Raw genomic sequence first — 12,506 nt, forward strand, 5'->3', positions numbered from 1 at the left:
CTAGTGGGCAGCGGTGTCGGCGGTCTCCCCGACCGGCTCGACCGCCTCGTCCCTGCTCCCCGTGCGCCGGTCACCGGCCAGCCGGGCCGGCCACCAGACCGCGGGACCGATGTCGTGGGCCATCGCCGGTACGAGCAGGCTGCGGACGACGAACGTGTCGAGGATGACGCCGAACGCGACGATGAACGCCACCTGCACGAGGAAGACGAGCGGCAGCACCGTGAGCGACGAGAAGGTCGCGGCGAGGACGATGCCGGCGCTCGTGATGACGCCACCGGTGACCGCCAGACCGACGAGGATCCCGGGTCTCGTCCCACGGCGCACGGACTCCTCCCGTACCCGGGTCATGAGGAAGATCGAGTAGTCGATCCCCAGTGCCACGAGGAAGACGAAGCCGTAGAGCGGGATCGCCGGGTCGCTGCCACCGAAACCGAGGAGGTGGTCGAAGACGAGGGCCGAGACCCCGATCGTCGCCGCGAACGACACGACGTTGGCCACGACGAGCAGCAGCGGCGCGACGAGCGAGCGCAGCAGCAGGCAGAGGACGAGGAAGATGACGACGAGGATCGCGGGCACGATGACGCGCAGGTCGCGGCCACTCGCCTCGAGGACGTCGAGGTTGATCGCGGCCTGACCGCCGACGAGGGCGTCGGGGCTCACGGAGTCGAGCGAGGTCCGCAGCCGCCGCACGGTCTCCTCGGCCTCCGCGCTGTCCGCGGCTCCGGTCGCGGTGCCCTGCACGAGCTGCAACCCGTCGACCGGGTCCGCCTCGGGAGCCGGCTGACCGGGGACGGGGGGCGTCAGCCCGACGTAGGCGGACTCGATCCCGGCGTCGGCGTCGAGGGCCGTTCTCACCGCTTCGGCCTGCGCGTCCGGGACGACGACTTGGATCGGGCTCCCCGCGCCCGCCGCGAAGTGCCGCTCGATCGCCTCCTGCGCGTCGACCGAGTCGGTGGCGACGAGGAAGGTGTCCTTGATGGTGACGCCCTCGGCCTTGAACGTCGGCGCGAAGGCCGCCGCGGCGAGCAGTGCAACGAGGGTGAGGACCCACGTGCGGCGGGGATGGCGGCCGACCAGCCCTGAGACCCGTCCCCAGAGCGAACGGGTGCCGACGGCGTCCTCCGCGTGGCGGTGGTCGATGCGAGGAGCAAACGGCCAGAACGCCTTCCGCCCGAAGAGCAGCAACACCGCTGGCAGGAACGTCAGCGACGCCAGGAGGGCTCCGGCCACCCCGAACGCCCCCACCGGACCCAGGCCCGCCGTGTTGCGCAGCGACGCGAGCATGAGGCACAGCAGTCCGAGGATGACCGTGGCGGCGGACGCCACGATGGGCTCGACGGAGCCCCGCCACGCCCTGCGCAGCGCCACCCAGGTGCTCTCGTGCTCGTGGAGCTCCTCGCGGAAGCGGCTCACGAGGAGCAGCGCGTAGTCGGTGGCCGCACCCACGACGAGGATGAACATGATCCCCTGCGACTGGCCCGACAGCTCGATCGTGCCGTTCTCGGCGAGCGGCCGGACGACGAGCACGGCCAGGCTCAGTCCGAAGATCGCACTGAGCAGGACGGCGATGGGCAGGATCGGGCTGCGGTAGACGACGAGCAGGATGATGAGGACGACGACGAGCGCGACGATGAGCAGCACCCCGTCGATGCCGGCGAAGGCCGCGGAGAAGTCGGCGACGAGCCCGCCCGGACCACCCACGCTCGTCGTCAGGCCGGTGCCGTTCAGGGCCACTCGTGCCTTGACGCGGACCTCCTCGGCGGCCGCAACGATCGGCGCCTCGCCGTCGACGACGTCGGAGACCGCCGTCTCCCTGAGCGGGATGATGACGAGGGCCGCCCGCCTGTCCTCGCTCGGGACGGGGACGATCTGTGCCCCGGAGACGATGTAGTCGCCCAGGGTCCTGTCCATGCCGGGCAGCGGCACCGACGGCAGCTCACGCCCGAGCTGGAGGAGCGCGAAGCCGTCACGCTCGTCGAGCTCGCCGCCGTCCGGCTTCTCGGCGATGAGGAAGAGCGGGATCTCCGGCTCGTCGCTGAACCGGCTCACGGCCTCGAGCACCGCGGTCGACTCGGCGTCGGTCGGCAGGAAGGAGGCGTTGTCGTTCTTCTGGACCTCCGAGAGGCGTCCCGTCGCCGGTCCGCCGACCGCACCCACGGCCAGCCAGCAGAGCAGGACGACGAGAGCCCCGAGCAGCATCCGTCGGGGTCGGCGCGATCCGGGCTCAGCCCTGCGGTGCCTCACGGACCTCACCCTAGGTCGCAGCAGCGCTAGAGGGAGGCGAGACTGGAGGTTCGCGCACGGCATACGGTGGGGTCATGCGTTTCGTGCACCTGGGCTTCGCTCCCGACTACGTCGACTACCTCGACGGCTGGGAGCGCCAGCGCGAGGTGCACGCCGCCGTCGCCGAGGGCCGCGAGCCCGACACGACCCTGCTGCTCGAGCACGCGGCCGTCTACACCGCCGGCAAGCGCACACTGCCCGAGCAGCGGCCGTTCGACGGCACGCCGGTCGTCGACGTCGACCGCGGCGGACTCATCACGTGGCACGGTCCGGGCCAGCTCGTCGGCTACCCGATCGTCGCGCTTCCCGAGGTGCCGATCGACGTCGTCGCGCACGTGCGCCGGCTCGAGGACGCGATGATGCGGATGACGCGCGAGTTCGGCGTCGAGACTGTCCGGGTCGAGGGCCGCAGCGGGGTCTGGGTCCTCGAGGACGACCGCGGACCCGACCGCAAGCTCGGCGCCATCGGCGTGCGGGTGAGCAGGCGGACGACGATGCACGGCTTCGCCCTCAACTGCGACGCCGACCTCTCGTGGGCCGACAACATCGTGGCGTGCGGCATCGCCGACGCGGGTGTCTCCTCGATCAGCCGCGAGGCCGGTCGCACGGTCACCGTCCAGGACCTCCTCCCCTACGCCGAGAAGCACCTCACCGACGTCCTCGGCTGAGTCGCGTCCACGACGGAACACGCCCGGAGCCAGCGGAGAACCGCCACACTGAGGATGTGGACAACCTCCCCGCCATCATCCAGAACGCCCCGGAGTACGCGCCGTGGGCCATTCTCGGCGCATTGGTCGGCACAGCCATCGGGTTCTGGGCCAACAACCGCGATGGTGTGGACCTCCCCGACCCTTGGGCGTTGGGCGGCATCGGCATGCTCGCGGCGGTCACGATCCGCTGGCTGGCCCTCGGGTGAGCTAGCCGGAGTGGTGCTCGGTTCCGGAGCGGACACGACGCGCGGCAAAGCGACGACCGAGCGAGCAGACGGCTGGCGCTCGCAGCCCATGCCGTGGAAGCAGTTCTTGGACGCCGCGCACGGTGCCTGCCCCGCAGTCACCCACGTCCTCGGCTGAGTCGCGTCAACGACGGCTTCGTATGCCGCGCGCTCCCCTCGCGCGGCCCCTGGTTCGGCCCGCGCCCGTCGAGGTAGCGCAACACGCCGCGCTCGGTGACGGGCGATGTGCGTTTCTCGCTACCTCGACGGGGTGCCACCCCGTGACACCGGCCGGATGTGGGGGGTGTCTCACCCCCGGCGTACTCTGGAGCGCGTGACTGTCGCACCCGAAGGACGTCGTCTCCTGCGTGTCGAGGCCCGCAACGCCGAGACCCCGATCGAGCGCAAGCCCGAGTGGATCCGCACCACCGCCAAGATGGGCCCGGAGTACACCCAGCTGCACTCGATGGTGAAGAAGGAAGGCCTCCACACCGTCTGCCAGGAAGCCAGCTGTCCCAACATCTTCGAGTGCTGGGAGGACAAGGAAGCCACGTTCCTCATCGGCGGTGACGTCTGCACCCGCCGTTGCGACTTCTGCGACATCGCCACAGGCCGCCCGACGAGCCTCGACCTCGACGAGCCCCGTCGCGTCGCCGAGTCGGTCCAGCAGATGGGCCTGCGCTACTCCACCGTCACCGGTGTCGCGCGCGACGACCAGCCCGACGGTGCCGCCGGCCTCTACGCCGAGACGATCCGCCAGATCCACGCCCTCAACCCCAACACGGGTGTCGAGATCCTCCCGCCCGACTTCGGCGCCAAGCCCGAGCTCGTCGGTCAGGTCTTCGACGCGCGCCCCGAAGTGTTCGCCCACAACCTCGAGACGGTGCCGCGGATCTTCCGCCAGATCCGGCCCGCGTTCACCTACGAGAAGTCGCTCAAGGTGCTCTCGATGGCGCGCGACGCCGAGCTCGTCACCAAGTCCAACCTCATCCTCGGCATGGGCGAGGAGGACCACGAGGTCGAGCAGGCCATCGCGGACCTGCACGACGCGGGCTGCGACATCCTCACCATCACCCAGTACCTCCGTCCCTCGAAGCTGCACCACCCGATCGACCGGTGGGTCAAGCCCGAGGAGTTCGTCCACTGGAGCACGGTCGCCGAGGACATGGGCTTCAAGGGCGTCATGGCCGGACCGCTCGTCCGCTCGTCGTACCGCGCGGGTCGCCTCTGGGCCACGGCGATGACGAAGTGGGGCCGCCCGATCCCCGAGCACCTGTCGCACCTCGCACAGGCCGCCGGCGACCCCGCCCGCCAGGAGGCCGCGTCGTTGGTGGCGCGTGCCGAACGGGCCGTATCCTGATCCTCGAGAACTCGCTCGCACCGGCGCGCAGCCCGCGCGCCACACCCTGACGCAGGAGCACGCACCCCGTGGCCAAGGCCAAAGAGACCACCGCAGAGAAGAAGCCCGGACGGTTCGCCGAGATCCGCCAGGGCTATCGCGCCGTCAAGCAGATCGACCCGAAGATCGGGTGGTTCATGCTGCTCGCCGCACTGGTGACGTTCGCCGTCATCGTCGGCATCGGCTTCCTGCTCGGTGGCCTGTGGCGCTGGTACCTCATCCTCATCGCCATCCCGGCCGCACTGCTCGCGGCGACGTTCGTCATGAACCGCCGGGGCAACAAGGCCATGTACGGCATGCTCGAGGGCCAGACCGGTGCCGCCGGCGCCGCGCTCCAGAGCATGGGCCGCCGCGGCTGGTACGCCTCGACCGAGCCCGTCGCCATCGACGCCAACCGCGCCTCGAAGCCGAGCGACCTCTCCGGGTCCGCGATGGTCTTCCGCGCCCTGGGCCGTCCCGGTGTCGTCCTGATCGGCGAGGGCCCCAAGCAGCGCGTCCTCAAGCTGCTCAAGGCCGAGGAGAAGAAGGTCAGCCGCGTCGCCCCCGGCGTGCCCGTCCACCTCTGGGTCGTCGGTGACGGCGACGACGAGGTCAAGGTGAGCAAGATCAGCTCCAAGCTGACCCGCATGCGCCCGGTCCTCACCAAGGACGAGGCGTCGGTCGTCAACAAGCGGCTCAAGTCCCTCGGCGGCCTGCGCAGCGGCGTACCCGCCGGCATGGACCCGACGCGTGCCCGGGTCGACCGCAAGGCCATGCGCGGCAAGTAGTCCCACGCCCGCCTGTCGGAATCCCCTCGCCTCGCGAGGTTGGCCGGGTCTAGCGTGCGGCGTATGCCGTCCGCTCCCACCCTCGCCGCGTTCGCCGGGGCGTCGCTGCTGCTCATCCTCTTCCCGGGCCCGTCCATGCTGTTCCTCGTGGCCCGGGGCGCCGCGGGTGGACGTCGCGTCGGGGTGATGTCGGCGCTCGGTGTCGGGTCGGCAACGGCCACGTTCGTCCTGGCGACGGCCCTTGGTCTCACCGCCGTCCTCGCCACCTCGGCGCTGGCGCTGTCCGTGCTGAGGTTCGCGGGGGCGGCCTACCTCGTCTGGCTGGGGATCGGCGTGCTGCGAAGCCGGGCCACGACGTCCGCGCCCGAGGCGCCGCGGCTGACGGTTCGGCAGAGCGACTGGACGAGCTGGCGACAGGGCTACCTCGTCGGCATCGCCAACCCCAAGGTGGCACTGTTCTTCCTCGCGTTCTTCCCCCAGTTCCTCGACCCCGCACGCGGGTCGATGACCGGGCAGATCCTCGTCCTCGGTGTCGTCTTCGTCCTCATCGGGCTCGTCTTCGACACCAGCTACGGGGCGCTCGCCGGCACGATCTCCACCCGGATGGCCCGGCGGCGGGGACGCAAACGCTCGGCCAGGGGCAAGGTCGCGATCGGGCTGACCTACATCGGTCTCGGCGGCTTCACTGCGGCCACCGGGTCGCGCGCGCTCTGAGGTTCAGCGACGTGCGATGACCGTGCCGGCGGCCGCGTCGTGGAAGCCGCGCCCGTTGCGGTCACTGAGGACCGCCGGCACGAACAGGCAGAGCAGGGCCGTGCGGATGACGACCTGCAGCGGGAACGCGCCGGGTCGCACCTGCAGCACCTGGAGCCCGAGCAGGGCCTGTCCCGGCGTGGCCGCGAACGCCGTGATCGACAGCACGTTGAGCACCGCGAGGAGCCCGAGCGGGACGAACGACTGCGCTCCCCCGGCACCCAGCTCGGCACCGAAGGCGACGGCGGCGAGCAGCTGCACGAGCACCCAGTCGACGAGCAGGCCGAGCCCGCGCCGCCACAGTGGAGCCATCGACCCGGGTCCGGACGCCGGCATGCCCAGGTGCTCACCGGCATACGACTGCGGTTCCTCCGTGCTCACCCGAGGACTGTATGCCGTCGCCAGATGGACCGTTCCGACGGGTCGCCGCGCGCTCTGGCAGGGTGTAACACCGGTGAAACATTCGGGTCATGGCCGAGAAACCGCGCACCTCTAGGGTTCTCGACATGTCCGGGCACCGCCCGCCGTTCCCTTTGCCTAGGAGGCCCCACTTGTTCAGCTCTGCTGACGAGGTCCTGTCGTTCATCAAGGACGAGGACGTCAAGTTCGTCGACATTCGCTTCTGTGACCTGCCCGGGGTCATGCAGCACTTCAACGTGCCGGCCGAGTCGGTCGACGTGGACTTCTTCACGAACGGCCAGGCCTTCGACGGATCCTCGATCCGTGGCTTCCAGGCCATCCACGAGTCCGACATGAAGCTCATCCCGGACGTGAAGTCCGCCTACCTCGACCCGTTCCGTGAGCACAAGACGCTCATCATGAACTTCTCGATCGTCGACCCCTTCACCGACGAGCCCTACAGCCGCGACCCGCGCAACATCGCGGCCAAGGCCGAGGCCTACCTCACGTCGACCGGCATCGCCGACACCGCCTACTTCGGTGCCGAGGCCGAGTTCTACGTCTTCGACGACGTGCGCTTCGAGACCAAGGCCAACGCCTCCTACTACTACATCGACTCCATCGAGGCTGCGTGGAACAGCGGTCGCGAGGAGGAGGGTGGCAACAAGGGCTACAAGACCCGCTACAAGGGTGGCTACTTCCCCGTCCCCCCGGTCGACCACTTCGCCGACGTGCGCGACAACATCTGCCTCAACCTGGACAAGGTCGGCATCAAGGTCGAGCGCAGCCACCACGAGGTGGGCACGGCTGGTCAGCAGGAGATCAACTACCGCTTCGACACGCTGCTCGCGTCGGGCGACGACATGATGAAGTTCAAGTACGTCGTCAAGAACACGGTGTGGCAGGGCGGCAAGACCGCGACCTTCATGCCGAAGCCGATCTTCGGTGACAACGGCTCGGGCATGCACACCCACCAGTCGCTCTGGAAGGACGGCGAGCCGCTGTTCTACGACGAGCGCGGCTACGGCGGTCTCTCCGACCTCGCCCGCTGGTACATCGGTGGCCTGCTCAAGCACGCCCCCGCGGTGCTCGCGTTCACGAACCCGACGGTGAACTCCTACCACCGTCTCGTCCCGGGCTACGAGGCGCCGGTCAACCTCGTGTACTCGGCGCGCAACCGCTCCGCCTGCGTGCGCATCCCGATCGCCGGTGACTCCCCCAAGGCCAAGCGCATCGAGTTCCGCATCCCGGACCCGTCGTGCAACCCGTACCTCGCGTTCGCGGCGCAGCTCATGGCCGGTCTCGACGGCATCCGCAACCGCATCGAGCCGCCGGAGCCGGTCGACAAGGACCTCTACGAGCTCCCGCCCGAGGAGCACGAGGCCATCGAGCAGGTCCCCGGTTCGCTGCCGGCCGTGCTCGACGCGCTCGAGGCCGACCACGAGTTCCTGCTCGAGGGTGACGTCTTCACCCAGGACCTCATCGACACGTGGATCGAGTGGAAGCGCAAGAACGAGGTCGACCCGATCCGCTTCCGTCCGCACCCGCACGAGTTCGAGATGTACTTCGACATCTGAGCAGCGAGGGCGGAGGTAGGGGCCGACGAAGGAGGCACCTGCCGGAGCCCGAGGTGCCAGATGGCGAAGCGAGAAGTCGACATCTGAGCACATCCGCAGGTCAGAGGCCTAAGAGGCCCTCTGAGTCCGCAGCGAGTCCGCACGAGCAGCCGCACTTGTCCCACGGCGCCCGTGCGGACTCGTCTGCGTCCGGCCATGCGTGGCCGCCGGTGAGGAGAGCGGGCGCCATCGCCGGGCGAGGTCTGGCTCGGACCGCCTGGACGTCGACCCCGGTGTCGACGTTGTCGGCCTTTCCCAGTTCAGCAATGGCCCACCGTGGTGACGGTGGGCCATTGCCACTGACGAGAGCGTCAGGTACTGCCGAGGTCAAAGGTCAGTTGTCGACCTTGAGCACACCACAGACAGCCGGGTCGGTCGCCTCGGCAGGCAGGTTCGGGTCGAGCTCGCTGGCACCCGCGCCCTCGAAGTCGTAGATGCCGTTGCCGTTGTAGTCCACCCCGTGGATGACGAGGACCCCCTCACCCTCGCGGATGGAGTCGGCGATCTGCTTGGCGGTGCCGCCGCCCCCGGTGTAGCCGGTGCCGGCGACGCGGGTGAACGCGATGTTGTCGCGGCTGTAGTGGTAGGAGCCGTCGTCGGAGACGGGGAACCGGGTGACGTCGAGGAAGCTGGCGGGGGTGGTGTCCCCGGTGGTGTTGAGCGAGACGACGACCGGTCCGTAAGCCGGGATGCCTTCGACGGTGTTGATGCGGCCGTCATTGTTGTCGTCCAGGGCCAGCGTCGGGCACTCGTTGAGCGCCTCCTGCCCGTAGTGGATGTGCTGGGCGTGTGGGGCGTCAGGGGTCAGGCCGTGGGCGTGCACGTCGATGTTCTGGATGTTCTGGTTGCGCACAGTGGCAGTGGCAGTGCCGGACGCGCCGGAGCCGTTGAGCTCGTCGAGCTGCGCGCTCAGGGTCACGGTTCGGTCTGCCCCACGACCTGCCGGGCTGGGGTGCGCCGAGGCCGAACCGGTACCGAGCGACGCAGCCGCAACGAGTGCGAGTACCGAGGTGCCGAGAAAAGCCGTTGTGGTTCGCTTCATGATTCGCTCCTGGGGGATGTGTGACCAGGGAGGCGATCTCGGTGGTCCCTCTCTGTTCGGAGCCGCACGCCCGCCGGATTGGCGCGCGCATGAGCCGGTCCGGTCACCCGGCCGCAGTTCGGCGGACAGAGCGTGCATGGCAGCAGCCAGAGATGACGTGGACCCGGGCCCCGGGGTGCTGCAGCTCTGGACCGTCTCGTCGCTCGCGAGCCTTCGGGCCGCGAGGGCCGGCGTGAGTCGACCGTGCCATGGCACCGTCGGCTCGACGTCCGTGGGTGTCAGCAGGTGTGAGCGGGGTTCCACATCGAGATGCCCTGGTGCATGCCGGGGTTGTGGGTCTGGTCGAAGCCCATGGACTGCGCACATTCTCGAACATGCTGGCCGTAGGTGTCAGCGTCAGTGGGTGCTGCCGATGCCGATGCCGATGCCAGAACCACCCCCAGGACAACGGATGCTGCAGCAGACGCAAATCTCAGTGCGAAGCGTGTCATGTGACGTTCCTTCTGTCCGTGAGTGGTTGGTGCCGGGGTCGATGACACAACCCTCCTCGCCCGACCCACCTCACGCAGTCGCATTCCCATGAAGGTTCCCTGAAGATGCGTGGCCCCCGCCAGGACCCTCACCCCAGTCTGCCCCTACGCCCCTCCCGGACTCCGATGGGAGCAGGCACTCACCCACCGCACTCGGCGAGCCCCCTGCTCATGGTCTCTCCGTCCCGGACGAACGTCTGCACGCCCCAGAAGTTGTTGCCTTCCGGATCGAGATGGCCGCCCACCTCGACCAGCCCGCAGGTCGACGTGTCGGCCGGGTTCGTGCACTGGATCTGCACTGACCGTAGTCCTCCGCTGTAGTACGACAGGTACGCCAGGCTCGGATCGAGCGGGTCCGTGGCGACCTCGTGAACCCAGAGGTCACCCAAGCCGAACGCGTTTGCCGGGTCGTGTGCCTCCGGAATGGCGAACGTGTCGATGGCCGGGTCCGCTTCGGGATAGGTGGTGCTGATGTCGCTGTTGAACATCAGGTGGAAGGCCTCATGAGGCGAGCACACGGCGACGATCTCGTCGACGAAGGCCCCTGAACCACAGAACGCGTCGTCGGGATCGACGTGACGGTTGACGAGGACCACGGCATCCCAACCAGCCAATGCCGCCTCGTGCGCCTTCTCACCCGGGAAGCACGCCTCCTCAGGTGCGCTCGGGTCACCCGACGGGCCGCGCTGAAGCACCAGAATGCTCTCCTCGCGCAGGCGCAGGATGCCCGCCGTATCTTCGCCTCGGCTCCTGACTCCTGGCGCGTCCTCGAGGCGACGTCCAGTACGACCGCCTCTGCAAGGACGCCAGCCTCCTGCGCGGCGAGATCGGCTCGCTGCCGGCCATCCAGCTCGGCGATGGTGTCGACCAGGACATCCCTCGGGCGCGCGCGTTGCTGGGCGCCTGACCCGAGGCTGCGGAGGCGCTGGCGAGCGAGGACGCTCCGACGACCGACGGCCCTCAGACGCGCGGGTCCTCCTGCGGTTCGGACCCGCCCCAGTAGAGCCACTCCCACCCGTCCCCGGTGCGCCCGAACACCCCTGTCGTCCAGTAGGGCACGTCCTCGCTCCCCTTCCGTCCCGCGACCCGCACGTGTCCGAGCACCTGGGCCCAGGCGACGTCCCCCCGACTCCAGACGGTCACGGTTGCGGGAACCCAGAGCCTTGCAGTGCTCGCGATGTGTTGCGCCACCGGGACGACCTCCTCGGGCCCGTACATCAGCTCCTGCAGATCCGACCCTGCGACCGCGACGTCAGCGGCCCCGAAGACCGAGGCGACGTCGCCGCCGGGAGTCGACATCGCGGCATACGTCCGCTCGACGAGGGCGCGGATCTCGGCGGTGGTCTTCTCATCGGTCGTCACAGGAACGAAAATAGACCCGTCGGTTTCCCCTCACATCCCGTATGCCGGGACCTTCGGCCCGTGCCAACGGCGGCGTCCGCGGCGGACGCTGGAGGGAGCCGAGACGAAGGAGGAGGCCATGCGAGCGCTTCCAGGTGACCACATCATCCTGGCCCCACCGTCCGTGGACGGGACGCTTCGCGAGGGCGAGGTGATCGAGACCCGAGGTGAGGATGGGCAACCGCCGTACGTCGTGAAGTGGAGCGACGGCCACGAGGCGCTCATCTACCCCGGCCCGGGTGCGGTCCTGCGCATCCTGTCCGCTGAGGGTTCGGAGCCCGTCGCGACCCCACCACCCGCGGCAGCGGAACCACCGCCGGAGCACGCTCCGTCGGGGGTCCACCTCCACGCCAAGGACTGGACCGTGCGGATCAGCGTCCTCGGCGACGACGACGACGCCGAGGCACGAGTGGTGCTCATCGCCGACTCGCCGCGTCACCTCACGGCCCACGGTCACAGCCGCCGCAGCTCCAGCGACTCTCCGGTCCCGGAGATCGGTGACGAGGTCGCCGTCGCGCGAGCCCTGCGGCGCCTGGCCGACAGGCTGCTCGACACCGCGGCCGACGACATCGAGGACCGCACCGGCGAGCACGACGTGACGCTCCGCGCCCGTTAGCCCGATGAGAGCTGGTCGGCGAGGTCCGTGAGCGAGGCGCACGTGAGGTCGGGAGCGGTGAAGTACTCGGGGTACGGACCGCCGGTCCGGCTCACCCATGCGGTCGCCAGGCCCGCCCGAGCCGCCCCGTCGACGTCCCATGGATGCACCGCCACGAGCATGGCCTCGGCGGGGTCCACGCCAGATTGCTCGAGCGCGTACGCGTAGGCACCCCCGGCGGGCTTCCAGACACCCGCGTCCTCCACGGACAGCAGGGCCTCGAAGTGCTCACGGATGCCGGCCCGCTCGAGCAGCCCTTCGGCGACCGAGGCTGAGCCGTTGCTGAGCGTCAGGAGTCGGATTCCTGAGCTGGCCAGCGCCCTCACCCCCTCATCGACGTCGGGATGAACCGGCAGGGCCGCAAAACCCTCCATGACGTGCGCCACCGCGTCCTGGACGCCGCGGTTCAACGGTTGCCCATGGAGGGTCACCCGCAGAGACTCGGCTGCCAGCAGAGCGAAACGTCCGCTTGCGTCGACCGCTGTCAGGGCGAAGCCGTCGCGCAGCAACCCGGAGAACCAGGTCCCGGCCAAGTCCCGCACCGCGCCGACGTCCTCGAACCTCTGGCCCATGGACGACATGTCCGACAGGGTCTCGTTGACGTCGAAGACGAGCACTCGCGGCCGTCCTGGCCTGACCGGAGCCAGACGGTGGTCCTGTCCCGCTGCGGTTCCCGCGGCACTGTCGGCAGGGGTCATGCACGTCACTGTATGTCGAGGCACGGCGC

General features: G+C 69.4%; 13 protein-coding genes. 7 read left to right on the top strand and 6 right to left on the bottom strand.

Annotated elements, in window-relative coordinates:
• Entirely contained in the window at positions 1–2,244 is a 2,244-nt protein-coding gene (locus LL946_RS18570; protein WP_404383367.1) for an MMPL family transporter, read from the bottom strand.
• A 74-nt stretch (positions 2,245–2,318) separates the two neighbouring features.
• Between LL946_RS18570 and lipB the strand changes: the two genes are divergently transcribed.
• From lipB to LL946_RS18595, 5 genes are all read left to right on the top strand, one after another.
• The gene (gene lipB / locus LL946_RS18575; protein WP_404383369.1) at positions 2,319–2,951 is read left to right on the top strand and encodes a lipoyl(octanoyl) transferase LipB; all 633 of its coding nucleotides are present in this window, start codon (positions 2,319–2,321) and stop codon (positions 2,949–2,951) included.
• A 56-nt stretch (positions 2,952–3,007) separates the two neighbouring features.
• On the top strand, positions 3,008–3,199 hold the full coding sequence (locus LL946_RS18580) for a hypothetical protein (RefSeq protein WP_404383371.1): 192 nt from the start codon (positions 3,008–3,010) through the stop codon (positions 3,197–3,199).
• Between the two features lie 352 nt (positions 3,200–3,551).
• The gene (lipA, locus tag LL946_RS18585) at positions 3,552–4,577 is read left to right on the top strand and encodes a lipoyl synthase (RefSeq protein ID WP_404383373.1); all 1,026 of its coding nucleotides are present in this window, start codon (positions 3,552–3,554) and stop codon (positions 4,575–4,577) included.
• Between the two features lie 68 nt (positions 4,578–4,645).
• Positions 4,646–5,383, top strand: coding sequence for a DUF4191 domain-containing protein (locus tag LL946_RS18590; protein WP_404383375.1), 738 nt, complete (start codon positions 4,646–4,648; stop codon positions 5,381–5,383).
• Positions 5,384–5,446: 63 nt separating this feature from the next.
• Positions 5,447–6,097: a LysE family translocator gene (locus tag LL946_RS18595; protein WP_404383377.1), complete on the top strand. Its 651-nt coding sequence runs from the start codon at positions 5,447–5,449 to the stop codon at positions 6,095–6,097.
• A gap of 3 nt (positions 6,098–6,100) precedes the next feature.
• Here LL946_RS18595 and LL946_RS18600 read toward each other — a convergent pair whose 3' ends face one another.
• On the bottom strand, positions 6,101–6,517 hold the full coding sequence (locus LL946_RS18600; protein ID WP_404383378.1) for an RDD family protein: 417 nt from the start codon (positions 6,515–6,517) through the stop codon (positions 6,101–6,103).
• A 170-nt stretch (positions 6,518–6,687) separates the two neighbouring features.
• Here LL946_RS18600 and glnA point away from each other — a divergent pair, with 170 nt between their 5' ends.
• On the top strand, positions 6,688–8,112 hold the full coding sequence (gene glnA, locus LL946_RS18605; protein WP_404383380.1) for a type I glutamate--ammonia ligase: 1,425 nt from the start codon (positions 6,688–6,690) through the stop codon (positions 8,110–8,112).
• Between the two features lie 373 nt (positions 8,113–8,485).
• Here glnA and LL946_RS18610 read toward each other — a convergent pair whose 3' ends face one another.
• The 3 genes from LL946_RS18610 to LL946_RS18620 all read right to left on the bottom strand — a co-directional run bounded on the left by LL946_RS18610 (position 8,486) and on the right by LL946_RS18620 (position 11,085).
• Positions 8,486–9,193 carry a hypothetical protein gene (locus LL946_RS18610; RefSeq protein ID WP_404383382.1) on the bottom strand — a complete coding sequence of 236 codons (708 nt, stop codon included), beginning with the start codon at positions 9,191–9,193 and terminating at the stop codon, positions 8,486–8,488.
• 670 nt (positions 9,194–9,863) lie between these two features.
• Positions 9,864–10,418, bottom strand: a complete 555-nt coding sequence (locus tag LL946_RS18615; protein ID WP_404383384.1) for a hypothetical protein — start codon at positions 10,416–10,418, stop codon at positions 9,864–9,866.
• Positions 10,419–10,683: 265 nt separating this feature from the next.
• Positions 10,684–11,085: a nuclear transport factor 2 family protein gene (locus LL946_RS18620; RefSeq protein ID WP_404383386.1), complete on the bottom strand. Its 402-nt coding sequence runs from the start codon at positions 11,083–11,085 to the stop codon at positions 10,684–10,686.
• Positions 11,086–11,203: 118 nt separating this feature from the next.
• On the opposite strand from LL946_RS18620, the gene LL946_RS18625 reads away from it, so the two are divergent.
• Positions 11,204–11,740 carry a dsRBD fold-containing protein gene (locus LL946_RS18625; protein WP_404383388.1) on the top strand — a complete coding sequence of 179 codons (537 nt, stop codon included), beginning with the start codon at positions 11,204–11,206 and terminating at the stop codon, positions 11,738–11,740.
• On the opposite strand, the gene LL946_RS18630 is transcribed toward LL946_RS18625, so the two are convergent.
• Positions 11,737–12,477, bottom strand: coding sequence for a haloacid dehalogenase type II (locus LL946_RS18630; protein ID WP_404383390.1), 741 nt, complete (start codon positions 12,475–12,477; stop codon positions 11,737–11,739). The genes LL946_RS18625 and LL946_RS18630 overlap by 4 nt on opposite strands.
• Positions 12,478–12,506 lie beyond the last annotated feature (29 nt).

It is taken from the genome of Knoellia locipacati, from assembly GCF_044791685.1.
GTDB lineage: Bacteria > Actinomycetota > Actinomycetes > Actinomycetales > Dermatophilaceae > Knoellia > Knoellia locipacati_A.